The 22,835-nt window shown below is 66.3% G+C and carries 28 protein-coding genes; 20 read left to right on the forward strand and 8 right to left on the reverse strand.

The annotated features are described in order from the left end of the window. Positions 1-13 precede the first annotated feature (13 nt). From GPICK_RS02685 to cobD, 6 genes are all read left to right on the forward strand, one after another. Positions 14-1,105 carry an AAA family ATPase gene (locus GPICK_RS02685; protein WP_039740291.1) on the forward strand — a complete coding sequence of 364 codons (1,092 nt, stop codon included), beginning with the start codon at positions 14-16 and terminating at the stop codon, positions 1,103-1,105. Next, complete coding sequence (locus GPICK_RS02690) at positions 1,105-1,761, forward strand: DUF4276 family protein (protein WP_039740293.1); 657 nt, start codon at positions 1,105-1,107, stop codon at positions 1,759-1,761. The genes GPICK_RS02685 and GPICK_RS02690 overlap by 1 nt, the downstream gene beginning before the upstream one ends. Positions 1,762-1,796: 35 nt before the next feature. Continuing rightward, positions 1,797-2,852, forward strand: a complete 1,056-nt coding sequence (locus GPICK_RS02695; protein ID WP_039740294.1) for a cobalt-precorrin 5A hydrolase — start codon at positions 1,797-1,799, stop codon at positions 2,850-2,852. 72 nt (positions 2,853-2,924) lie between these two features. Beyond that, positions 2,925-5,249, forward strand: a complete 2,325-nt coding sequence (locus tag GPICK_RS02700; RefSeq protein ID WP_039740295.1) for a cobyric acid synthase — start codon at positions 2,925-2,927, stop codon at positions 5,247-5,249. Continuing rightward, the gene (cbiB, locus tag GPICK_RS02705; protein WP_039740297.1) at positions 5,246-6,199 is read left to right on the forward strand and encodes an adenosylcobinamide-phosphate synthase CbiB; all 954 of its coding nucleotides are present in this window, start codon (positions 5,246-5,248) and stop codon (positions 6,197-6,199) included. Before GPICK_RS02700 ends, cbiB begins: the two co-directional genes overlap by 4 nt. Next, a complete protein-coding gene (gene cobD, locus GPICK_RS02710; protein ID WP_039740298.1) occupies positions 6,196-7,278 on the forward strand; it encodes a threonine-phosphate decarboxylase CobD in 1,083 nt (360 codons plus the stop codon). The genes cbiB and cobD overlap by 4 nt, the downstream gene beginning before the upstream one ends. A 13-nt stretch (positions 7,279-7,291) precedes the next feature. Here cobD and GPICK_RS17720 read toward each other — a convergent pair whose 3' ends face one another. From GPICK_RS17720 to GPICK_RS02720, 3 genes are read right to left on the reverse strand one after another with little or no spacing between them, the layout of a single operon-like run. Next, on the reverse strand, positions 7,292-7,654 hold the full coding sequence (locus GPICK_RS17720; protein ID WP_236685622.1) for a leucine-rich repeat domain-containing protein: 363 nt from the start codon (positions 7,652-7,654) through the stop codon (positions 7,292-7,294). After that, complete coding sequence (locus GPICK_RS02715) at positions 7,570-8,646, reverse strand: hypothetical protein (RefSeq protein WP_236685623.1); 1,077 nt, start codon at positions 8,644-8,646, stop codon at positions 7,570-7,572. Before GPICK_RS02715 ends, GPICK_RS17720 begins: the two co-directional genes overlap by 85 nt. Before the next feature lie 34 nt (positions 8,647-8,680). After that, positions 8,681-9,145 carry a PPC domain-containing DNA-binding protein gene (locus GPICK_RS02720; RefSeq protein ID WP_039740300.1) on the reverse strand — a complete coding sequence of 155 codons (465 nt, stop codon included), beginning with the start codon at positions 9,143-9,145 and terminating at the stop codon, positions 8,681-8,683. 151 nt (positions 9,146-9,296) lie between these two features. On the opposite strand from GPICK_RS02720, the gene GPICK_RS02725 reads away from it, so the two are divergent. From GPICK_RS02725 to GPICK_RS02740, 4 genes are all read left to right on the forward strand, one after another. Then, positions 9,297-9,722 (forward strand): Fur family transcriptional regulator, encoded by a 426-nt coding sequence (locus tag GPICK_RS02725; protein WP_039740302.1) that lies wholly within the window; start codon positions 9,297-9,299, stop codon positions 9,720-9,722. Further along, positions 9,719-10,675, forward strand: a complete 957-nt coding sequence (locus GPICK_RS02730) for a metal ABC transporter substrate-binding protein (protein WP_039740304.1) — start codon at positions 9,719-9,721, stop codon at positions 10,673-10,675. The genes GPICK_RS02725 and GPICK_RS02730 overlap by 4 nt, the downstream gene beginning before the upstream one ends. Beyond that, a complete protein-coding gene (locus GPICK_RS02735; RefSeq protein ID WP_039740306.1) occupies positions 10,666-11,418 on the forward strand; it encodes a metal ABC transporter ATP-binding protein in 753 nt (250 codons plus the stop codon). The genes GPICK_RS02730 and GPICK_RS02735 overlap by 10 nt, the downstream gene beginning before the upstream one ends. 96 nt (positions 11,419-11,514) lie before the next feature. Next, positions 11,515-12,333 (forward strand): metal ABC transporter permease, encoded by an 819-nt coding sequence (locus tag GPICK_RS02740; RefSeq protein WP_039740308.1) that lies wholly within the window; start codon positions 11,515-11,517, stop codon positions 12,331-12,333. 61 nt (positions 12,334-12,394) lie between these two features. Here GPICK_RS02740 and GPICK_RS02745 read toward each other — a convergent pair whose 3' ends face one another. Beyond that, complete coding sequence (locus GPICK_RS02745; protein WP_039740310.1) at positions 12,395-12,817, reverse strand: glycine zipper 2TM domain-containing protein; 423 nt, start codon at positions 12,815-12,817, stop codon at positions 12,395-12,397. A gap of 217 nt (positions 12,818-13,034) precedes the next feature. Here GPICK_RS02745 and nikR point away from each other — a divergent pair, with 217 nt between their 5' ends. The 4 genes from nikR (at position 13,035) to fsa (ending at position 14,983) form a co-directional block, all read left to right on the forward strand. Continuing rightward, entirely contained in the window at positions 13,035-13,454 is a 420-nt protein-coding gene (gene nikR / locus GPICK_RS02750; RefSeq protein ID WP_039740313.1) for a nickel-responsive transcriptional regulator NikR, read from the forward strand. Positions 13,455-13,534: 80 nt separating this feature from the next. Beyond that, complete coding sequence (gene folK / locus GPICK_RS02755) at positions 13,535-14,023, forward strand: 2-amino-4-hydroxy-6-hydroxymethyldihydropteridine diphosphokinase (RefSeq protein WP_039740314.1); 489 nt, start codon at positions 13,535-13,537, stop codon at positions 14,021-14,023. Positions 14,024-14,032: 9 nt separating this feature from the next. Then, the gene (locus GPICK_RS02760) at positions 14,033-14,284 is read left to right on the forward strand and encodes a transcriptional regulator (protein ID WP_039740316.1); all 252 of its coding nucleotides are present in this window, start codon (positions 14,033-14,035) and stop codon (positions 14,282-14,284) included. 54 nt (positions 14,285-14,338) lie between these two features. After that, positions 14,339-14,983 (forward strand): fructose-6-phosphate aldolase, encoded by a 645-nt coding sequence (gene fsa, locus GPICK_RS02765; RefSeq protein ID WP_039740317.1) that lies wholly within the window; start codon positions 14,339-14,341, stop codon positions 14,981-14,983. A gap of 77 nt (positions 14,984-15,060) precedes the next feature. Here fsa and GPICK_RS02770 read toward each other — a convergent pair whose 3' ends face one another. Then, positions 15,061-15,663: a DedA family protein gene (locus GPICK_RS02770; RefSeq protein ID WP_039740319.1), complete on the reverse strand. Its 603-nt coding sequence runs from the start codon at positions 15,661-15,663 to the stop codon at positions 15,061-15,063. A 93-nt stretch (positions 15,664-15,756) separates the two neighbouring features. Between GPICK_RS02770 and GPICK_RS02775 the strand changes: the two genes are divergently transcribed. From GPICK_RS02775 to GPICK_RS02790, 4 genes are all read left to right on the forward strand, one after another. Further along, a complete protein-coding gene (locus GPICK_RS02775) occupies positions 15,757-17,403 on the forward strand; it encodes a putative manganese-dependent inorganic diphosphatase (protein ID WP_039740322.1) in 1,647 nt (548 codons plus the stop codon). A 3-nt stretch (positions 17,404-17,406) separates the two neighbouring features. Continuing rightward, entirely contained in the window at positions 17,407-19,224 is a 1,818-nt protein-coding gene (locus GPICK_RS02780; RefSeq protein WP_039740323.1) for a bifunctional homocysteine S-methyltransferase/methylenetetrahydrofolate reductase, read from the forward strand. A gap of 8 nt (positions 19,225-19,232) precedes the next feature. Then, positions 19,233-19,640: a hypothetical protein gene (locus GPICK_RS02785; protein ID WP_039740325.1), complete on the forward strand. Its 408-nt coding sequence runs from the start codon at positions 19,233-19,235 to the stop codon at positions 19,638-19,640. A gap of 119 nt (positions 19,641-19,759) precedes the next feature. Further along, positions 19,760-20,002 (forward strand): YtxH domain-containing protein, encoded by a 243-nt coding sequence (locus GPICK_RS02790; protein ID WP_039740327.1) that lies wholly within the window; start codon positions 19,760-19,762, stop codon positions 20,000-20,002. Between the two features lie 93 nt (positions 20,003-20,095). On the opposite strand, the gene GPICK_RS02795 is transcribed toward GPICK_RS02790, so the two are convergent. Further along, positions 20,096-20,386, reverse strand: coding sequence for a Dabb family protein (locus GPICK_RS02795; RefSeq protein ID WP_039740329.1), 291 nt, complete (start codon positions 20,384-20,386; stop codon positions 20,096-20,098). Positions 20,387-20,539: 153 nt separating this feature from the next. Here GPICK_RS02795 and GPICK_RS02800 point away from each other — a divergent pair, with 153 nt between their 5' ends. Then, a complete protein-coding gene (locus tag GPICK_RS02800) occupies positions 20,540-20,722 on the forward strand; it encodes a putative signal transducing protein (protein WP_039740330.1) in 183 nt (60 codons plus the stop codon). Positions 20,723-20,774: 52 nt separating this feature from the next. Here the strand turns inward: GPICK_RS02800 and GPICK_RS02805 are convergent, their stop codons facing one another. Both GPICK_RS02805 and GPICK_RS02810 read right to left on the reverse strand, forming a co-directional pair. Beyond that, positions 20,775-21,425: an OmpA family protein gene (locus tag GPICK_RS02805; protein ID WP_039740332.1), complete on the reverse strand. Its 651-nt coding sequence runs from the start codon at positions 21,423-21,425 to the stop codon at positions 20,775-20,777. 168 nt (positions 21,426-21,593) lie between these two features. Next, entirely contained in the window at positions 21,594-21,854 is a 261-nt protein-coding gene (locus tag GPICK_RS02810) for a hypothetical protein (protein ID WP_039740334.1), read from the reverse strand. Between the two features lie 411 nt (positions 21,855-22,265). Here GPICK_RS02810 and GPICK_RS02815 point away from each other — a divergent pair, with 411 nt between their 5' ends. Further along, positions 22,266-22,691 carry a TOBE domain-containing protein gene (locus GPICK_RS02815; protein WP_039740336.1) on the forward strand — a complete coding sequence of 142 codons (426 nt, stop codon included), beginning with the start codon at positions 22,266-22,268 and terminating at the stop codon, positions 22,689-22,691. The last annotated feature ends 144 nt before the right edge of the window (positions 22,692-22,835 follow it).

The raw sequence follows: 22,835 nt of genomic DNA on the forward strand, positions 1-22,835 counted from the left end.
GGGACAATCCCTCATGGGTAAATTACATAAGATTCACATCCAGGGGTTCAAATCGATTCGCGACCAGAAACTCGAGTTCGGACCGCTTAATGTCTTTATCGGCGGGAACGGGGCAGGCAAGTCAAACCTCGTGGGGGTATTCAACTTTCTCCATCAGGTGGCGAAACAGCGGCTGCAAACTTACACCGGGGAAGCCGGCGGTGCGAACGCCGTCCTTCATTTCGGCAGAAAAATGACCAAGCGCCTTTCCTTGAATATCGAGTTTCGCTCAGGTCCTGACGCCAATCTCTATGAGTTTGAACTGATCCCGACGGAAGAGGACCGCTTTCTGTTCGAAAGGGAAATTACCTATTACTGGGATACAGCCAATTACCCGACTCCTTTCAGCGATGATATCTGGTCGGGCCATTCGGAATCGCGGCTAACCGATTCAAAAAAACGTATAGCCCGCTATGTGCGTGGACACCTCGACGGCTATAGGATCTATCATTTTCACGATACGAGTCCATCAGCTGCAGTTAAGCAAACCTGCGACGTGGCGGATAATCGTTTTCTGAGATCCGACGCCGGCAACCTTGCCGCGTTTCTCTACAGGTTGCAGGAAAGAGAGCCTGATCATTTCGAAAATATCGTCGATACCGTCCAGCAGGCTGCTCCGTTTTTCGGATCGTTCAAGCTTGAACCATCCGCGCTGAACCCTGAAAAAATCCGCCTCGAATGGGAGGAAAAAGGGAGCGACACGTACTTCGGTCCCGCCGCACTGTCTGACGGCACACTTCGCTTCATCTGTCTTTCAACGCTGCTGTTGCAACCGTCGCTTCCCGATCTCATCCTGATTGATGAACCGGAGCTCGGGCTTCATCCTGCAGTCATTCAGGTGCTTGCCGGTCTGTTGCAATCAGCGGCCACGCGGACCCAACTGATCGTCGCCACTCAGTCGGTCACCCTCATCAACCAACTTCACCCCGACTATGTCTGGGTTGTGGACCGCGAAGATGGGCAGAGCGTATTTCATCATCTCAAGACGGCAGACATGTCGTCATGGCTTGAAGATTACAGTCTCGGTGAGCTTTGGGAGAAGAACATCCTCGGAGGACGCCCCTGATGAAACGTGTTCTGGTTCTCGTCGAGGGACAGACCGAGGAACGTTTCGTCAAGGACGTGCTTGCCCCTCATCTCTGGGCAAGGGGAAAAGATCCCATTCCAAAGGTCGTCACTACGAAGCGTGTCAAGAGAGGCCCTGATTTCAAAGGGGGAATTACCGACTATCAGAAGGTGGAAAGCGACTTGCGGCGCCTTCTTGGAGATACGGGCGTTGTCGCAGTTACAACGTTTATCGACTATTACGCGTTACCAGTTGACTTCCCCGGAATGGGCACCAGGCCGAACAGTATCCCACAGGATAGGGCAAAACACGTGGAAAATGAATGGAAACAGTCGATCGATCATTCTCGATTTCGTCCTTTTCTTATGATTCACGAATTCGAGGCTCTGCTCTTTGCCAAGCCTGATGAGCTGAGTAAGGCGCTGTATCAGAACGAAGCTCTGCAAGAACTGACAGCAATACGGGCTTCGTTTGTCACTCCCGAGGACATTAACGACCACCCTCTGACGGCACCATCAAAACGCATTATGAGAATCATGCCCGGTTATCAGAAAACATTGCATGGTCCACTGGTAACCAAGCGCATTGGACTGGAAATACTTTGTGGAGAATGTCCACATTTTAGAGACTGGATCGGCTGGATGGAATCACTGTGAGTGGTTGACGATAACGACTTGGAGTGTCGACAAACATGCGCATCGCCATCATCGCCATAACCCGCAACGGCGCCCGCCTCGGCACCCAGCTCCGGGACGGGCTCGGCACCGCGGAGCTTCACGTGCTGCAGAAGTTCGCGGGGCAGGCGGGAAAAGGGGCGCTGCCATTCAACGGAGAACTGAAGGGGCTTGTGGCGCGGCTCTGGCCCGCCTATGACGGTCTCGTCTTCATCATGGCGGCAGGGATCGTGGTCCGGATGATCGCCCCCCACCTGGCAGGGAAGGATGTGGACCCGGCGGTGGTGGTGATGGACGATGCCGGCAGGTTCGCCATCTCGCTCCTCTCGGGGCACCTCGGGGGGGCCAACGGGCTCGCCTGCCGCTGCGCCTTCCTCACCGGTGCCCGGGAGGTGATCACCACCGCCACCGATGCCAACGATCTCCCCTCCTTCGACATGCTGGCGAAGGAGGCGGGGTGGGCCATCGAAGAGCTCGACCGGGTGAAGAGCCTCAACGCCCTGCTGCTGGAGGGTGAGGAGATCGCCGTGGTGGACCCCACCGACCGGGTGCGCCCCTATTTCCACGGCAGGGGGCGGCTCTCCTTTCACGACACTTTCGTGCAGGCCCTCCAGAGCGGCGCCCGGGGGTTCGTCTTCGTCACCAACCGGCGCCTCCCTCCCCAGGCCCAGGCGGAGAAGCTCCTGGTGCTCCGGCCGAAGAACCTCGCCCTCGGCATCGGCTGCAACAGCGGCACCACGGCGGAGGAGATCGAGGAGGTGGTGCTGGGGCAGCTGAAGCGCCTCTTCCTCTCGCTCCGGAGCGTCGCCTGCATCGGCAGCGCCGCGGCCAAGCGGGAGGAGGCGGGGCTCATCGCCTTCGCCCGGAAGCACTCGTTGCCGCTGCGGTTCTTCGAGAGCGCCGAACTGAACGGCGTCACCGTGCCGTCGCCCCCTTCCGCCCACGCCCTGGAGGCCATCGGAGCCACCGGCGTTGCCGAGCCGGCGGCACTCCTCGCCGCCAGCGGCGGAAGCCTTCTCCTCAAAAAGATCAAGAGCGGAAACCTGACGTTGGCTATCGCGGAAATCCCATAAAATCTGCCACCGTGACGCAGGGAACATTCAAGAAGTCTTCTCTGCCTCTCTGTGGCACATATCAGAGGTGTTATGTCCAAGCTCTACGTCGTCGGCATCGGTCCCGGCGATCTCGACCATATGACCTTCCAGGCCAACGAGGCCCTCGACGCGGCCCAGGTGGTGGTCGGCTACAAGACCTATCTGGAGCTGATCCAGCCGCTGATCGCCGGGAAGGAGATCGTCTCCTCCGGGATGATGCGGGAGGTGGAGCGCTGCCGCGAGGCCCTCGACATCGCCGCGTCGGGAAAGGTCGTGGCCCTGGTATCCAGCGGCGACGCCGGCATCTACGGCATGGCGGGGCTTGCCCTGGAGCTGGCGGCGGAGATGGCCGCCCCCCCCGAGGTGGTCGTCGTCCCCGGCGTCTCGGCGGTGCAGGCGGCGGCCTCCGTCCTCGGCGCCCCCCTCATGCACGACTTCGCCGTCATCTCCCTCTCCGATCTCCTCACCCCCTGGGACCTGATCGAGCGGCGCCTGGTGGCGGCCGCGGCGGCGGATTTCGTGGTGGCTCTCTACAACCCCCGGAGCAAGGGGCGGGTGACGCAGATCGAGGAGGCGCGCTCGATCCTCCTCGCCGCCCGCCCATCGGAGACCCCGGTGGGGATCGTCCGCAACGCGCTGCGGGAGGGGGAGGAGCGGCACGTCACCACCCTGGGGCGGATGCTGGAAACCCCCATCGACATGTTCTCCCTGGTCATCGTCGGCAACTCCGCCACCTTCGTCGACCGGGAGGGGCGGATGGTGACCCCGCGCGGCTACGCCGCCGGCGCTCGGGAGCCGAAGCGCGGGGCGCGGCAGGAGCGTAAGGCGCACCCCCCCGCTCCCCAAGCCCCCGCCCCCGGTAGCGGCAAGGCCCTCATGGTGGTCGGCACCGCCTCGGACGTGGGGAAATCGGTCCTCACCGCCGGCATCTGCCGCCTCCTGAAGAACCGGGGGGTGCGGGTGGCGCCGTTCAAGTCCCAGAACATGGCCCTCAACTCCGCCGTGACCCCCGAGGGGGGGGAGATCGGCCGCGCCCAGGCGGTGCAGGCGGCGGCGTGCGGCATCCCCCCCCACACCGACATGAACCCGATCCTCCTGAAACCCTCGTCGGACACCGGCAGCCAGGTCGTCGTCCAGGGGACGGTGGTGGGGACCATGGCGGTGCAGGAGTATCACGCCTACAAGCCGGTCGCCTTCGCCAAGGTGCGGGAGAGCTACGGGCGGCTGGCGGCGGCCCACGACTTCGTCGTCATCGAGGGGGCCGGCAGCATCGCCGAGATCAACCTCAAGGCCCACGACATCGCCAACCTCCGGGTGGCGGAGATGGCCGGCGCCCCGGCGATCCTGGTGGCCGACATCGACCGCGGCGGGGTCTTCGCCCAGATCGTCGGCACCCTGGAGCTCCTGGAGCCGGCGGAGCGGGAGCGGATCGTCGGGGTGGTCATCAACAAGTTCCGGGGCGATGCCTCGCTCCTTGGGCCGGGGATCGACTTCGTACAGCGGCGCACCGGGGTGCCGGTCCTGGGGGTGGTGCCGTACTTCACCGGCTTCCGCATCCCCGAGGAGGACAGCGTGGCCCTCGAAAAGCGGGTGGAGAGGCGGCCGGCGGGGAGCGCGGACGACCGGCTCAACATCGGGGTGGTGAAGCTGTCGCGGATCTCCAACTATACCGACTTCGACCCCCTGGAGGGGGAACCGGACGTGCACCTCACCTACGTGGAGGGAGAGGAGCAGCTCCGGGGGCTCGACCTCCTCATCCTCCCCGGGAGCAAGGCGACCACCACCGACCTCCTCTTCCTCGTGGAGCGGGGGCTCTTCGACGCGATCCGGGCATTCCCGGGGCCCATCGTCGGCATCTGCGGCGGGTACCAGATGCTCGGCAAGCGGGTTTCGGACCCCCATGCCGTGGAGTCGTCGGTCCGCGAGGCCGAGGGGCTCGGGCTCCTGGACGTGGTGACGGTGATGCTGGAGCGCAAGACCACCCACCAGGCCGGGGCCGAACTCCTCCCCGCCGGCTTCCAGGTGGCCCCCCGCTGCCGGCCGGAGCTGGGGGGGTACGAGATCCACATGGGGGAGACGATCCTCGGCCCGGGCGTCCGCCCCTTTGCCCGGCTCACGGAGCGCTCGGGGAGGGGGGTGGAGGTCCTGGACGGCGCCGTCTCCAGCGACGGCCGGGTCTTCGGCACCTACCTCCACGGGCTCTTCGACAATGCCGGGTTCCGCATCTCGTTCCTCAACCGTCTCCGCCGGAGCAAGGGGCTGGAAGAGCGTCCGGCCGCGGAGCAGGGACTGGACCCCTTCGATCGGCTTGCCGCCCACCTCGAACGGCACCTGGATCTGGAGCGGCTCTTCGCCCTCTGCGGTATCCCCCGGTGAACGGGGCGGCGCTCGCCATCCTCGTCGCCGTGGCGCTGGACCTTCTCCTGGGGGACCCGCGGTGGCTCCCCCATCCGGTGGTGCAGATCGGGAGACTGATTGCGGCGCTGGAAGGGCTCCTGCGGCGCCTGGTGCCGAACGAGCGGCTCGGGGGGGTGCTGCTCCTGGTGCTGACCGTCGGCGCCACCTTCGGGACCGCGTGGGGGCTCGTGCGGGGGGCGGCGCTCCTCCATCCCGCCGCCGGAATCGCCGTCTCGGCCCTTCTCGGCTGGACCTGTCTCGCGGCCCGCTCGCTCCACGGCGAGTCGGGGCTGGTGGCCCGCGCCCTGGCGACCGGTGACCTCCCGGAGGCGCGGCGCTTCCTCTCTTACATCGTCGGCCGCGACACGGCGGAGCTCAGCGAGCCCGAGATCTGGCGCGGCACGGTGGAGACGGTGGCCGAGAACACCTCCGACGGGGTGATCGCCCCCCTCTTCTTCCTCATGGTGGGAGGGGCCCCGCTGGCCCTCGCCTACAAGGCGGTCAATACCCTCGACTCCATGGTCGGGTACAAGAACGAACGCTATCGGTATTTCGGCTGGGCCTCGGCCCGCTGCGACGACCTGGCGAACCTGATCCCGTCGCGGATCGCCGGCCTCCTGATCTGCCTCGTGGCCCCCCTGGCCGGCTGTTCGGGGTGCCGGGCCCTCCGGACCATGGTCCGGGACGGCCGCAACCACTCCTCCCCCAACAGCGGCATCCCCGAGGCGGCCGTGGCCGGCGCCCTCGGCGTGCGGCTCGGCGGGACCAACGCCTATTTCGGCACACCGGTGGAGAAGCCGACCATCGGTGAGCCGCTCCGCCCCCTCGATGCGGCCGCCTGGCGCGGAGCCGTGCGGCTCATGTACGGCTCCGAGGGGGCGCTGGTGGCGTTCTGGCTGATCCATCTCATCCTTAGGGAGGGCGTGTGAAGAGCGTTTTCGACCATGGGGGGACGGTCTTTGCCGTGGCCCGCTCCCTTGGCGTGCCGCCGGAGGAGATCCTCGATTTTTCCGCCAGCATCAACCCCCTGGGGCCGGTGCCGGGGGTGCGGGAGGCGGTGGCCGCCGCCTTCGACCGCCTCGTCCACTACCCCGACAGCGAGGCGGCGGAGCTGCGCGACGCCCTGGCGCGCCACCACGGGGTCGGGGCGGAGCAGATCTGCGTCGCCAACGGCTCCACGGAGCTCATCTACCTGGTGCCGCGGCTGGCGGCGGGGGGACGGGCCCTCGTGGTGGCGCCGCCGTTCTCGGAGTACGCCAAGAGCCTCCACCGGAGCGGCTGGGAGGTCGACTACCTGGAGCTGGATCCGGCGGAGGGGTTCGCCCTGGCGCCGGAGCTGCTCGACGGCCGGCTCGCCGCGGGCGGCCATGGCCTCCTCTTCCTCGGCAATCCCGGCAACCCCACCGGCAGGCTCCTCCGGCGCGACGAGATCACCGCCGTCATGGAGCTCTGCCGCCGTCGCGGCACCTTCCTCGTTCTCGACGAGGCGTTCATCGACTTTTGCGAGGAGGAGTCAGCCAAAAGGGAGGCCACGGCGCGGGAGGGGATGGTCGTCCTCCGCTCCCTGACCAAGTTCTACGCCGTCCCGGGGCTGCGACTCGGCTACGCCATCGGGCACCGCTCCACCATCGCCCGGCTGGCGGCGCTGCGGGAGCCGTGGAGCGTGAATACCCTCGCCCAGGTGGCCGGGATCGCCTCCCTGGCCGACGAAGGGTACGCGGAACGGACCCGCGCCCTCGTGGCGGCGGAGCGGGAGCGGCTGGCGGCGGGGCTTGCCCGGCTCCCCGGGCTCTCTCCCTTTCCGTCGGCGGCGAACTATCTGTTGGTGGAGATCACGGCGGGGCCGGCCGCCGCCGAGCTCTGCCGGAGGCTGGCGGTGGAGCGGATCCTGGTGCGCGACTGCTCCTCCTTCCGGGGGCTCGACGGGCGGTTTTTCCGGGTGGCGGTGCGGAGCGGGGAAGAGAATGACCTGCTGTTGGAGGCCCTGGGGCGGGCGCTGGCGGGGTGAGGGGAAGAGGCGGCTAGCGGCGGCCGCTCTGGAGGGTCACCACCCGGCAGGAGGGGGCGGCGAGCCGGAGGCGGTTCACCCCCGCTTCGGTGACGGGGGCGTTGCAGAGGGTGACGGAGCGGAGCCGGGGGAGATGCCTGAGGGAGACGAGCCCCGCATCGGTCACCCGGGTGTCGTAGAGGTAGACCCGCTCCAGCCGTTTCAGCTCCAGGAGGTGCACGAGCCCTTCACCGGTGATGGCGTTTCCCGCCAGGTAGAGCTCCTCGATCCCCGTGAGCCGCAGGATGTGGGTCAGGTCGTCGTCGCTGGCACCGTAGAGGAAACAGGCCTGCAGATCGTCGGTGCCGAGGGCGGCCAGGAGGTCCATGTTGGCCACCCCCCCCTCCCGGACGTCGAGCCGCAGGGCCTTTCCCGCCGGCACCGCCACGGCGCCGACCGCCTCGCCGAGCCGTTTCCAGTCCAGGAAGTTCCCGGAGTTCCGCTCCCGAACGAAGAGGGTGCCGAGGGATGAGTCGGCGGGGAAGCGGACGGTGCGGTACGCCATGGCGGCGGGGGGCTCCGGGGCGGTTTCGGGGGGGCGGCCCGGCGCGGGCGGTCGAGGCCGTTCAGCATCCGGCAGGTGGCGAGGATCTCGGCATCGAGCTTCGCCGCCATCTCGGCGATGATGTCGCGGCCGCGCCACTTCGCCTCCTCCACCCGCTGGACGAGCCGGTAGATCTCCGTCCCCCGCAGCCGTGCGCTCTCCCGCTCCACCGTCCTGACCCGCTCCGCCAGCCGGGCGATCCGGCGAGTCAGCAGCGCCAGTTCCCCGGCGGTGCCGACGGCCACTGCCGCCTCGGGGGAGAGCTCCCACTCCTCCAGGATCGACTGGAGGGTCACCCGATCCTCTTCGGCGTAGGCGCGGTTCGCCTCGGCCATCAGCTTCTGGCGCCGCTTCCGCTCCTCTTCGCTCCCGGCCAGGTCGGGGTGGATTGCCTTGGCCACCTTCCGGTAGACATCCCTGATGCTCTCGCTTCGCGCCGTGCCTGCGGTGCCGGTCTGCACCCGCGGCACCTCCTCCTGCTCCGGCTCCTCGTCCCGCAGGCCATAGGGGCGGCGCGGCGCGGTTTCCGCGTCTTCCTCCCCGCCGGCGGCGGCCGCCTCGGTCCGGGCCCGCGCCAGTTCCTGCTTCAGCTGGTCCAGCTCCCTGATCCGGTCGGCCATGGTGGTGGCGTAGAGCTTCTCGAACTCGCCGATCTCCTCCCGCAGGTCGTCCAGGTCGTGCTCGAGCTTGGCGAGACGGCGCTCCAGGGCGTGGAACTCCCTGCGCTTGCGTTCAAGCTCCAGCTCTTCCGGGGATGGGGTCCACCTGTCGTATCCTGCTTTCATGGGTTCCTGGGTCGAGGGGAGGGGGTGGTCCCCCTCACGGGATGAAGAGTGCCCGCTTGAGGTCGGGGGGGATGTCGTCGGGGCTCCCCGGCGCGTAGCGCATCCGCTCCCAGAGGTGGAGGCCGGTGGTTTCGTCGAAGGTGCGGATCGGCTGGATCCCCGGGATGGGGAGGATAAAGTATTCGGCGGCGAAGATGGTGCACCCCGCCATTCCGTGGCCGCCGAAGACGTTTCCCTCTTCGTCGGAGATGGAGAGGTGGAGGTGGACGAAGGGGGCGCCGTCCCGCAGCGAAACGTTGCCGAGCCCCGAGACGATCTCCACGTTCCGGTCGAAGGGGAGCTGGCGGTAGCTCTTGTGCCACTGATCGTAGAAGCCGAGCGTCGCCCGCTCCAGGGCGCCGATCACCTGGACGGCGCCGGCCTTGATGCCGTTTTCGACGGCAACCTTCGTCAGTTCCTCGATGAGGTCGCCGCGGTGGGGAAGCCTGCCGATGAGCATGCTGCACCTCCTTCGTTGCGGTGCTGGTACGGATCGGGTCACTGTAGCCCATCTGCCGGAGGGAGTCAACGGAGGCGTTTCCCGTCTTGACAAACGGCCGCGAGACGGTATTTTAAATGGAAATGATTTCTGTTTGTGCGGAACGTTCTTTATGAACCACCACTTTGATGCCCTGCTGCGCGATCTCAACCTGAAGATCACCCCGAGACGCCGGGCCATCCTCGACCTGCTGGCGGACGAGGGAGGGTACGCGACCCCCGAGGAGCTCTGGCGGAAGCTGAAGCTCCGCTTCGGCCGCATCGGCCTTCCGACGGTCTACCGCAACCTGGACGAACTGGCCGCCGGCGGCGTCCTGACCACGATCCTCCACCCGGACCGGAAGCTCTATTACTACTTCTGCGATAACCGGAGCCATCACCATCACTTTGTCTGCCTGTCGTGCCGGCGGGTGGAGGACTTGGAGTTCTGCGGCCTGGCCGAGATCGAGCAGCGGGTGAAGGGGAAGGTGGTTTCCCACATCATGCAGGTGAACGGGTATTGCCGCGATTGTCTGGCGGCGGGGGAGGGTGTGCAATGAAGCGGTGGTGGCTTTTGCTGGCGGGGGCGCTCCTGGTGCTCGGCGCCACGGGGTGCCGGAAGGAGGCCGGGACGGCGGGGCAGACGGGCAAGCTCCGGGTCGTGGCGACGATTTTTCCGGTCTACGAGTTTGCCCGGAACGTGGCGGGGGACCGGGCCGAGGTGACGATGCTCCTCCCCCCCGGGGTGGAGCCCCACAGTTTCGAGCCCCGTCCCGAGGATATCGTCCGGGTTCACAAGGCCGATCTCTTCGTCTTCACCAATCCCGCCATGGAGCCGTGGGCCGGCGGCCTCGTGAAGGGGAGCGGGTCGGCGAATCTTGCCGTGGTTGACGCCAGCAGAGGGGCGCGCCTCCTGAAGACGGCCGGGGACGCCGATCACGACCATGACCATGGCGGCGGGAAGGGGGACCACCACGAGGGGGGGATCGACCCGCACCTCTGGCTCGATTTCGCCAATGCCCGGGTGATGGTGGACAACATCGCGGCGGCCCTTGAGGCCAGGGATCCGGCCAACCGGGAGTACTACCGGGCCAACGCCGCCGCCTACGGGAAGAAGCTTGCCGCGCTCGACGAGCGCTACCGCGCCGGGCTCGCCACCTGCGCCAAGCGGATCTTCCTCCACGGCGGGCACTTTGCCTTCGGCTACCTGGCCAGCCGCTACGGGCTTACCTACGAATCGGCCTACGCCGTCAGCGCCGATGCCGAGCCGACGCCGGCGAAGCTGGCGGCGCTCGTGAAGAAGATCCGCCAGGAGGGGCTGAAGGTGATCTATACCGAAGAGCTGCTCGACCCGCGCACTGCGGAGACCATCGCGCGGGAGACCGGCGCCGCCGTCCTGATGCTGAACGGAGCCCATACCATCGGCCGGGACGACCTGGCGCGGGGTGTCACCTTCCTCTCCCTCATGGAGCGGAACCTCGAAAATCTCCGGGTGGGACTCCAATGCCGGTAGCGGTCGTGGCGGTCAACGGGGTCTCCCTCGCCTACCATGGCGCCGAGGCGCTGCGGGACGTCACCTTCGAGGTGGCGGCGGGGGATTACGTCGGGGTCGTCGGCCCCAACGGCTCGGGGAAGAGCACCCTGATCCGGTGCATCCTCGGGCTCGCCCGCCCCGACCGGGGAACGGTCGACCTCTTCGGGACCGAGCGTTCCCGCTTCAGCCAGTGGCAACGGATCGGCTACCTCCCCCAGGGGCTCCAGCACTTCAACCCCCACTTCCCGGCCACCGTCGCCGAGGTGGTGGCCCTCGGCCTCCTGGCGGGGCGGCCGTTCCCCCGGCGCGTGGGGCGCGGCGATGCCGGCGCCGTGGAGCGGGTGCTGGCCCTCATGGGGATCGAGGCGATCCGCGACCGGCTGGTGGGGGAGCTGTCGGGGGGGCTGCGGCAGCGGGTGCTCCTGGCCCGGGCCCTGGTGAACGAACCGGAGCTGCTGCTGCTCGACGAGCCGACCACCGCCCTCGACCCGGAGACCCGGGAGAACTTCTACGGGATCATCCAGGAGTTGAACCGGACCCGCGGGACGACGGTGATCCTCGTCACCCACGACAGCGGCTCCATCGGGCGCTACGCCTCGCGGCTCCTCTACCTGGACAAGCGGGTGGTCTTCTACGGAGGGTTCGACTCCTTCTGTGATTCGCCGGAGATGTCGGACTTTTTCGGAATCCATTCCCAGCACCTGATCTGCCATCGGCATTAGCCCGCGGCGCCTTCGCGCCCATACCGGCGTTGGCTCGTCGGCAACTCCTCGCCGCCGTGGCCTGGACGCGAAATCGCCGCGGGCTGGAGAATATACGTGACCTTCCTCGAAATCTTCCAGTACGGATTCCTGCTGCGGGCCCTGGCGGCCGGCTCGCTCATCGCGGCACTCTGCGCGGTCCTCGGGGTCTTCCTCGTGCTGCGCCGCCTCTCGCTCATCGGCGACGGGCTCGCCCACGTCACCTTCGGGAGCGTGGCCATTGCCCTGCTCCTCCGCTTCCAGTCGGTCTACGTCTCCATCGCCGCCATCCCCTGCGTGCTTCTCTCCGCCCTCGGGATCCTGAAGCTCGCCGAGCGGGCCCGGATCTACGGCGACGCCGCCATCGGCATCGTCTCGTCGCTGGGGATCGCCACCGGCATCATGCTCGCCAGCATGGCGGGGGGGTTCAACGTCGACCTCTTCAGCTACCTCTTCGGCAACATCCTCTCCATCAGCCCCTTCGAACTGGGGCAGACCGCCGTCCTCTTCGTGGTGGTCTGCGCCACGGTCATCCTCTTCTACCGCGATCTCTTCGCCATCACCTTCGACGAGGAGCTGGCCCGCACCTCCGGCATCCGGGTCGACCGGATCAACGCGGTCCTCGTCCTCCTCACCGCCCTCACCGTGGTGCTCGCCATGAAGGTGGTGGGGATCATGCTCATCTCGGCGCTCCTCATCCTCCCGGCGGTGACCTCGCTCCAGCTCGCCCGCGGATTCCGGACCGCCATCCTCCTGGCGGCGGTCATCGGGGTCACCACGGTGACGGCCGGCATCGTCCTCTCGTTCCTCGGCAACCTCCCCACGGGGGCGACGATCATCTTCCTGAACTTCTCCCTCTTCCTCGCCGCCTTCGCGCTGCGCCACCTCCGGCGGTAGCGGGCAAAAAAAGAACCCGGCCGTGGGGCCGGGCTCGTTTCTGCCGGATGTGGCGGAGAGGTCAGTACCGATCTTCGTCTTTCTCCCCTTCGCAGACTTCCCTTACGTGATCCTTGACGAGGCGGTCGTTGTCGTAGATCCGCTCCCGCACCTTGCGGCACTTCGTATGCTGGTCGACCTGGACCGGCTCGGCATGGTAGTAGCCCCGGCCGTCGTCGGTGCGGTACTCCACCGGCCTCCCCGCCCCCACCGCCTCCCGGCTTCCGCGGACCGAGATTTCGGAGATGGTTGCGCCGGCCACGGAGCCGAGGACTGCCCCGACCACCCCGCCGCGCCACGGGTTCCGATGGTCAAGGATGGCCCCGGCGAGTCCTCCCATGGCACCGCCTGCCATCCCCCCCTGGGCCTGGTAGGTGGTGCAGCCGGCGGTCATGGTCAGGGAGGCGAGCAGCAGAAGTGCTATGGCGTTACGTGTGATGGACATGATTTTTCCTCCTGGGGGGATGTATTCTTGCTCCCCCTAGCATACGATGTGCCGCCGGCGACCGCAAGTCCCTTCCGTCGTCGGGAGGGGCGGCGCAGCGCGGTATGGCGGCGTGTGGCGGTATCCTGTCGCTTCGTTTTTTCGTTTATCTCTCCGGGAAAGTATTCTATCATCGCACCCGTTTTACGACATCCGCCGCCGCAAATGGGAGAACGCAATGGGCGAAACCGTCAGATTCGGCATCTCCATCGACGAGATGCTCCTGGAGAGCTTTGACCGGCTCATCGAGCAGAAGGGGTACATGAACCGTTCCGAGGCGATCCGCGACCTGATCCGGGGGGCCCTGGTGGAGCTCAAGTGGGAGGCGGGGGAGGAGGAGACCGTCGGCACCGTCACCCTCGTCTACAACCACCATGTGCGCGATCTTTCCGACAAGCTGACCGAGCAGCAGCACGCCCATCACAACGAGATCATCTCCGCCCTCCACGTCCATCTCGACCCCCACAACTGCCTGGAGGTCCTCGTGGTCCGGGGAAAGGCCCGGGAGGTGAAAAAGATCGCCGACGAGCTGATCGGCACCAAGGGTGTCAAGCACGGCAAGCTCGTCATGACCACGACGGGGGAAGAGCTGCACTGAGTCCGGCACCGAAGGCCGCGGGCTGGCGACGGCGGTTCTGCTCCCTTGTAAAATATGTTCCGTTATGCTCTAATCTTCCGGTGGAATCGAACGTCTTCATAGCCCTCGGCTCGAACCAGGGAGAGCGGGAACTGAACCTGCTGCGGGGAGTGGCCGAGGTCGGCAAGCTGCCCGGGACGCGGATCACCGCCCTCTCGGGATTCTACGACACCGAGCCGGTGGGGCCGGTCCCCCAGGAGAACTTCCTCAACGCGGTCCTGCGGGTCGAGACCACCCTTTCCCCCCGCGAGCTCCTCGCCGCGCTCCAGGGGATTGAGACCGCCGTCTTCGGGAGGCGCCGGGAGATTCCCTGGGGCCCCCGCACCATGGACCTGGACATCCTCCTCTACGGCAGCCTGCTCCTCGACGGGGACGACCTCGTCATTCCCCACCCCCGGCTCCATGAACGCCGCTTCGTCCTCGTTCCCCTGGCGGAGATCGCCCCCGACGTCATCCACCCCCGCCTCGGCCGGCGGATGGATGAGCTGCTGCGCGCCATACCCGCGGGGGAGCGGGTGACCAAGGTCTAGGAGTTCGCAATGACGAGAATGCTGATCTGGCTCCTCCTCATCTACGTGGGGTACCGGGTGGTGAAGGGGATGGGGCAGAAGAAGGACGGAGACGCGCCGCCGGTCGCCGGTCCGGTGAAGGAGGAGACCTTCCGGGACCCGGTCTGCGGGGTCTATGTGACCGAGGAGGATGCGGTCATCGGTCGGTTGGAGGGGGAGCGGATCCATTTCTGCTCCATGGCCTGCCTGGAGAAGTACCGCGAGAAGATTGAAAGCAGGTGAGCCGCCGGTGCGGTTCGCCCACTTACGCCATAACACACCCATGGAGGTAGCAGCATGAAGTTTTTCATCGACACCGCTGACGTCAACGAGATCCGCGAGGCCCACGAGCTCGGCCTCGTCGACGGCGTTACCACCAACCCGTCCCTCATCGCCAAGTCGGGGCGCAAGTTCGAGGATGTCATCAAGGAGATCACCGGGATCGTGGACGGCCCCATCTCCGCCGAGGTGGTCTCCCTGGAGCACGACGGGATGATCCGTGAGGCCGAGGAGTTGGCCAAGATCCACAAGAACATCGTCGTCAAGCTCCCCATGACCCCGGAAGGGCTCAAGGCGTGCGCCACCCTCACCAAGGAGGGGATCAAGACCAACGTCACCCTGATCTTCACCCCGATGCAGGCGCTCCTGGCCGCCAAGGCCGGCGCCACCTACGTCTCCCCCTTCGTCGGCCGCCTCGACGACATCTCCCAGGACGGCATGGGGATCATCGACGAGATCAAGACCATCTTCGACAACTACGGCTACACCGCCGAGATCATCGTGGCCAGCGTCCGGAACCCGGTCCACGTCCTGGACGCCGCCCTCATCGGGGCCGACATCGCCACCATCCCCTTCTCGGTCATGCTCCAGCTGGCCAAGCATCCCCTCACCGACGCCGGCATCGAGCGGTTCCTGAAGGACTGGGAGAAGGTGCCGAAGTAGGACAAAACGGGCAAAATGCAAAGAACCCCGGGACAGGGCCTGTTCCGGGGTTCTTTCGTTTCGGGGCTAAGGTTCGGTCAGGAGCGGCTCGTGCGTCGCTGCCGCCGTACGTACACCGCCACCAGCACCACGCTGAAGATGAGCACCCCGATCACCGCCTGATGGGAGTAGCGCATGATGAGCGCCTCTTCGCGGCCGATGAGGTAACCGATGCCGGTGAGGATCGTTACCCAGAAGAAGGCGCCGAGGGTGGTATAGAAGGCGAATTTGCCGTGGCGCATCCCGGCAAGCCCCGCAGGGAGGGAGATCAGGTGCCGTACCACCGGGAGGAGGCGGCCGATGAACGTTGAAATCTCCCCGTGTTTGTGGAAGAATGATTCGACTTTCGCGAACTTCTCCTCCGTAATCCAGACATACTTCCCGTATTTTAGAAGCAGCGGCCGGCCGAGCCAGCGAGCGGCGAAATAGTTGGCGTAGGCGCCGACGAGGCTCCCCGCGGTGCCGCAGAGGATGGCCGCCCCGATGTTCATCTCCCCCTGGTGGGCGAGGTAGCCGGCGGGGGGCATGACGAGTTCGCTGGGGATCGGGATGACGGAGCTTTCCATCGCCATCAGGAGAAAGACGCCGGGATAGCCCATGGCGCCGATGGTGGCGACGAGCCACTGTATCGCTTCGTGCATGCGGAAAACACCTCGTGTCGCAGGATCGTGAAAGCACCCCTCTCATACCACGGGAGCGCCGTGGAACGCCAGAAAAACCCGACAGGAGCAGTGATGACAAAGCAGGTTTACGTGATCGGGCACCGCAACCCCGACACCGATTCGATAGCGTCGGCCATCGCCTACGCGGAGCTGAAGCGACGGACCGGCCATCGCCACGTGGCCGCCGCCATGGCGGGGGAGCCGAATCCCCAGACCCGGTACATCCTCGACCGGCTCGGCATCGAGGCGCCGACGTATCTGGCCGACGTCCACCCCAAGGTGCGCGACATCCTGAAGCGCCAGCCGGTGACCGCCTCCGCGGAGATGCCGCTCAAGGAGGCGCTGGAGCTTTTCTACGCCAACACCATCCGGGTCCTGCCGGTAGTGGACGCTGACGGTGCACCCCTCGGGCTCGTGTCGCTGCTCCGCCTCTCCGAGAAGTACCTCGTGGCCGGCACCGACCGCAAGCGCGGGATCGACGCCTCCCTCCGCTCGCTGGCCGCCTGCCTCGACGGCACCTTCCTCGCCGGCGGGGCGGATGAGGGGGTTGAGCACCTCCACCTCTTCATCGGCGCCATGCTGGAGGAGTCGTTCTCGGGGCGGATCGAGGGGTACGACCCGGCAACGCTCCTCATCATGACCGGCGACCGTCAGAGCATCCACCAGTCGGCCATCGAGCGGGGGGCGCGGCTCCTCGTGGTGACCGGCGGCTTCGGCATCGACGATGACCTCCTCGCCCGGGCGAAGGCAAAGGGGGTCACGGTCCTCTCCACCCCCCACGACACCGCCACCGCCGCCTGGCTGGCCCGCCTCGCCACCCCCCTTTCCCGTTTCGTGGAGGCGAAGTTCGAGAAGATCGGCGTCGCCGAGCCCATGGAGCACCTGCGGCTCAAACTCCTCCACTCGGGGGAGCCGGCGGTGATCGCGGTGGAGGAGGACGGGACCATCGCCGGCGTGGCCACCAAGTCGTCGCTGCTCTCCCCCATCCCCTACGCCCTGATCCTCGTGGACCACAACGAGCTCGGGCAGTCGGTTCCCGGCGCCGAGGCGGTGGAGATCCTGGAGGTGATCGATCACCACAAGCTCGGCAACCCCCCGACGAACCAGCCGATCACCTTCATGGCGGCGCCGGTGGGGAGCACCTGCACCGTGGTCGCCTCCCTCTACCGTGAGGGGGGGGTGGAACCCGACCAGAAGATGGCGGCGCTCCTCCTGGCCGGGATCCTCTCGGACACCGTCATCCTCAAGTCCCCCACCACCACCGGCCGCGACCGGGAACTGGTGGCCTGGCTCGAGGAGCGGTCGGGGCTCGACCACGTCACCTTCGGCAAGGATATCTTCTCCGCTTGCGGCGGCTTCTCGGCCCACGGCACGCCGGAGAAGGCGATCCGCTCCGACTTCAAGCACTTCACCGCCGGCGAGACCCTCTTCGGGGTTGGCCAGGTGGAGGTGGTGGGGTTCGACGAGTTCCGCGAGCTGAAGGAGACCCTCCGGGAGACGCTGAAAGCGGTCAAGGCGGCCGACCGCCTCGACCTCGCCGGCCTCATGGTGACCGACATCTACACCGAGACGACCCTCTTCCTGGCGGAAGGGAAGAACGAGCTCGCCCACCTCATGGGGTATCCCCAGCTGGAGCCCCACCTCTACGAGCTCAAGGGGGTCATGTCGCGGAAGAAGCAGATGGTGCCGCACCTGCTGAAGGTGCTGGGGAAACTCTAAGCCATGACATTTATCGAACGCCTGAAATCCGAGGTCCTCGTGGGGGACGGCGCCATCGGCACCATGCTCTACGCCAAGGGGGTCCCCCTCGACGCCAATGTAGAGCACCTGAACCTGGTGCGGCCGGAGCTGGTCCTGGAGCTTCACCGCGAGTACCTGACCGCCGGGGCCCGGGTGATCGAGACCAACACCTTCGGCGCCAACGGGACCAAGCTGGCGGCCATCGGCCTGGAGAAGCGGGAGCGGGAGATCAACCTCCGGGGGGCCGAACTGGCCCGGAGGGCGGCCGCCGGCTACGACGCCTTCGTGGCGGGCTCCGTGGGGCCCCTGGTTCGGCTGAAGGGGGAGGAGCGGGAGCTCTCCGCCGCGGAGACCACCGAGATCTACCGGCGGCAGGCCGGGGCCCTTGCCGAGGGGGGGGTCGACCTCCTCATTCTGGAGACCTTCACCGATCTCTCCCCGCTCATCTGCGCCCTGGTGGCGGCCCGGGAGACGGGACTGCCGGTGGTGGCGAACATGGCATTTCTGGAGCAGGGGCGCATCGCCGGCGGCCTCGACGTGGAGCGGGTGGCGCTGGAACTGGCCGCCGGCGGGGCCGACGTCATCGGTGCCAACTGCGGGGCCGGCCCCCTGGAGATTTTGGGGACCGTCCGGCGGATGGCGCGGGTGACCGACCGCCCCCTGGCCGCCTATCCCAACAGCGGCTTTCCGGAATACGTGAACGGCCGCCACGTCTACCGGACCACCCCCGACTACTTCGCCGAGCGGGCCGTGGAGATGGTGGAGGCCGGCGCGGCGCTGGTGGGGGGGTGCTGCGGCACCACGCCGGAGCATATCCGGCGCCTGGCGGAACGCCTCGGCGGGATGCGTCCCGCGGTGCGGCAGGTGGTGGTGCCGGAACTGCCGGCGGAGGAGCGCCGGGAGGCCGCCGCGGTCGCGGAAGGATTCCTGGCTCGCTGGGGGAAGGAGCCGGTGGTCACCGTGGAGCTCGATCCTCCCAAGGGATTCGACTGCGACAAGATCATCGCCGGCAGCCGGGTGCTGAAGGCCGCCGGGGCCGATGCCATCAACATCGCCGAAAATCCCCTGGCCCGCATCAGGATGGGGAACATCGCCCTGGGGCACCTGGTCCAGCGGGAGGCGGGGATCGAGGTGATCGTCCACGTCACCTGCCGGGACCGCAACCTCCTCGGCCTCCAGTCCGACCTCATGGGGGCGAGCCTCCTCGGCATCCGCTCCATCCTGGCGGTGACCGGCGATCCGGCGCGGATCGGCGAGCAGGCCGGCGCCTCCTCGGTCTACGACCTGAACTCCTTCACCCTGATCAAGCTTCTCGCCGACCTGAACGCCGGGGTGAACGCCCTCGGCAATCCGCTGGGGCGCGGCGCCGGTTTCACCATCGGCTGTGCCTTCAACCCCAACGGTCAGCGGATGGAGGTACAGGCGGGGCGGCTGGAGAAGAAGGTCGCCAACGGCGCCCGCTTCGTCCAGACCCAGCCGATCTACGACCTGGCGCGCCTCGACGGGATGCTGGAGCAGACGGCCCACCTCGACATCCCGATCCTCCCCGGGATCATGCCGCTGGTGAGCGAGCGCAACTGCGAGTTCCTCCACAACGAGGTGCCGGGGATCGTGATTCCCGACGAAATCCGGCAGCGGATGCGGGGGAAGGAGAAGGACGAAGGGGTGCGGGAGGGGCTCGCCATCGCCCGGGAGTTCATCGACGCTGCCCGCGGCCGGGTCGGCGGTTTCTATCTGGTCCCCCCCTTCGGCCGGTACGAGATCGCCGCGGAGCTCGTGCGCTACATCAAGGAAAAGTGAGGTACACCATGTGGATTCGTCGCGTGCTGGTCCTCGTTTTCGTTGCCGTTGCCCTCGCCGGCTGCCGTAACCCCTATCTGATATCGGAGCGCTTCACGGAAAGCTCCCGCGAGTACAACCGGAGCATCCGGTGGCGGGAGTTGGAGCAGGCTTGCCTCGCCTTTGCCGACAGGGGGGTGAAGGATGAGTGCCTTGCCCGGGCGGCGGCCAAAGGGGTTTCCGTGGCCGACTACCGGGTGGTGTCGACGGAGCTGGACCCGGAGAAGGGGACGGCGACGGTCCATATGGAGATCGACTACTACGTCCTCCCCTCCACCCGCCTGAAGAGCGTCCGGGACGTGCAGCAGTGGCGCTACGAGGAGAAGGACGGCGACCTCCGCTGGCGGATCGTGACCCCGCCGCCGGAGTTCAAGTAGGACCCTTGGGGGGGCGGCGAGGGAGAACGGCAACAAGAGGTTTTCATGGGGCCGTTTCTATGTTAAGTATATCCATGAGCCTCGATGCGAGGCCTACGACGACCCAAGGAGCGTACCGCATGGCAGACACGAGAAACACCGAAACCGCAGCGATCTTCGCCTTCTTTGCCGGAGCGGCCCTCGCCGCCGGCGCTGCACTCCTCCTCACCCCCAAGACCGGTCGCGAGGTCCGCGAGAAGCTGGGCGATGTTACCGACGAGGCGATGGGAAAGGTCAAAATGGCGGTCCGGGAGGCGAAATTCAGGGTTTCCCCCAAGACCAGTGAGGGAGAGAATATCGAAGGGGGGAGTTGCTGGATCTAGCGCCGGCACCGCTCTGCCTGTCCCTCGATACATGCGAAACGCCCCGCTCCGGAGATGGAGACGGGGCGTTTCTTTTTCCCGGATGGCAGGGGCTCAGGAGGCGTAGTCCACCGCCACGACCGACGAGCAGACCGACTTCATGTGGGGGATGACCTCGCCGGCGTGGTAGGGGTGCACCTGATAGGCCTGGAGCGCCTCCATGGAGTCGAATCTGGTCACCAGGGCCAGATCGTAGGAGCGCTCGGAGCGGATGACGTCGACCCCCACCTCCAGCTGCCGCAGTTCGTCGATCTTTCCCCGCATGCTCTCGAGTTTCTCCCGCGTCGTCTCGATGTTCGCGGCCGTCGGGTCGGCCAGCTTGAAGAATACGATGTGCGTGATCATGGTGTTCTCTCCTTCCCGGAAGTGGTGGTTTGTCGATAGTTCGCTGCAGGCTACCACAATTGCCGGGGCAATGCCACCGTTCGAACCACCACAGTGAGGACCGTCTAATACGTGGTACAATTGGTTGCAGTCCGAGAGAGAGGAGGGTGGGAAATGGTCAAGTTTTACGATCCGAAGGATGCGGCGGACCTGGCGCGGGTGGAGGCAGTGCTGCGGGAGGGGGGGGTCGAGTATTTTCTCCTCCCCGAGCCGGCGGCGGGAATCGGCCCGCAGCAGATCCACGTGGCGGAAGAGGATCTCCCCACGGCGGAAGAACTGCTGCGGCGCGGACGGTGAGGAAACGGCCCGCCGCGGGGCGGGCCGTCAAAAGGTCTCCAGGCAGAGCGGCTCACTGCCGGGGGGTGATGGTGATCTCCACCCGCCGGTTCAGCTGACGCCCCGCCTCGGTGCTGTTGTCGGCCACCGGCTTGCCCTTGCCGAAGCCGATGGCGGTCATGCGGGCTGGAGCCACCCCGCGGCCGGCGAGGGCGTTCTTGACCGCGGCGGCGCGCCGTTCGGAGAGCTGCTGGTTATGGAGCTCGCTCCCGGTGCTGTCGGTGTGGCCGGCAATGGTGATGCTCGTGTCGGGGTACTGAGTGAGGACCTTGGCCACCCGCCCGATTTCATCCCCCGCCCCCGCCTGCAGCGTTGCCGAGTTGATCGGGAAGAGGATGTCGGACTTGAAGGTAACGGCCAGGGTATCCATGTTCCGCTGGACGTTTGCCCCTTCGACGTTGGCGAGGGCCTGCCGCATCTCCTCTTCCTGCCTGTCCATGTAATTGCCGATGAGCCCCCCGGTCACGCCTCCGGCCAGGGCGCCGGCCGCCGCCCCGATGAGGGTGGACGAGGTGTTCCGGCCGATGGCCTGGCCGAGGCCGGCACCCACGGCGGCTCCGGTTCCGGTGCCGATGGCGGCTCCCTTCTGGGTTCGGGTCATGGGCTGTGAGCACCCCGCCGTGGCGAGGGCGACGACCGTGAGGGCGAGTACTGTCCGTTTCATGGTTCCTCCCGCTGATCTGCACTGCATGGATGTGATTATGTACTAGATTTTTATAGCACGGGACGGCTGAAATACAAAGGGGGAGGGGGGACGTGGCGGGAGGCTTTCAGGGAGGACGGCGCTCCGGCCAGCCCCCGACCGCGGTCAGGGGGCCGGCCGGAGCCGGTGTCAGGCGGAACTCTCTCCCGTGGCGGGGGTGGTTTCCTCGGTCGACTTTACCTCCTCCTCCCTGATGATGGCGGCGAAGCGGATGATCCCCGGAATGAGCTTTGCCGCCACGATGAGGGAGGCGAAGCCGAGGAAGCTGCCGGCCAGAAGCCCGTACTCTTCGGTGACGGGTATCCCGGCATCCAGCGCGTAGGCTGCCACGCTCAGCAGCACGAGGAGGGTGAGGAGCAGGATGGCGAATGCGAGACCAAGTACTTTCATAGCTTCCCCCTTGCAGTCGAATTGATGGCGCCGGGCGCCTGCATCTCCTTCAGGTTGCTGAACTCTCCCCAGGTCAGGTGCCACAGGGGGGCGGCGACGAAATCGTGCATGCTCTCCACCGGGCCGCAGCGCGTTCGCGCCACCCCACTGTTTCCAATTCCAGCGCAAAATCGAGGACCTTCATCGCGTGTTCCTCCTTGCGCATTCGCCGTGAATTCATGAACCGGTGCCAATTGATGTCAATGGTAACACCTTGAATTTTGTATACAATATGTATATTTTTTTCATGCTTCATTTTTGGGGGAAGAATGTGCCGTCTGTTGTTCGTCAGATGCACGGGAGAGCTCCTTTACATCACGGCTTCACGCGATATGCTTGGTGAAGAGGCCCACATTCAGGAGGAGGAAGGCTATGAAACTAAGCGCACGGAACGTATTTTCCGGTACGGTCAGCGGCATCACCAAGGGTGCGGTGAACGCCGAAGTTACCCTCACCCTCACGGGAGGGACCCCCGTCGTCGCGGTCGTGACCAACGCCAGCGTCGACAGCCTCGGTCTCGCCGTCGGCACGGAAGCCTGTGCCATTATCAAGGCGAGCTCGGTCATCATCGGCACCGATCTCCACGACGCCAGGGTGAGCGCCCGCAACATCATGTGCGGCACCGTGGCGAAGGTGGTCGAGGGGCCGGTCAGCACCGAGGTGGACGTGGAGATCGGCGGCGGCAATACCATCAGCGCGGTCATCACCCACGGGAGCGCCCGAAATCTCGGCATCAAGGCGGGGGGGCACGCCTGCGCCCTCTTCAAAGCGTCGAGCGTCATCCTCGGCGTCAGCTGACACCCCTCGGGGGGAAGGCGCGGGGCTCCTGCCCAAAAAGCGTGCTCCCCCCCTTTTTCTGCCCGCCGTTATGTCACCGCCATGGTGACGATTCCGCTTCTTGAGGATCGTGTTCGTGGTATGTTGATGAAATGACGGGGTTCA

The organism is Geobacter pickeringii (assembly GCF_000817955.1).
In the GTDB taxonomy this organism is placed as follows: domain Bacteria; phylum Desulfobacterota; class Desulfuromonadia; order Geobacterales; family Geobacteraceae; genus Geobacter; species Geobacter pickeringii.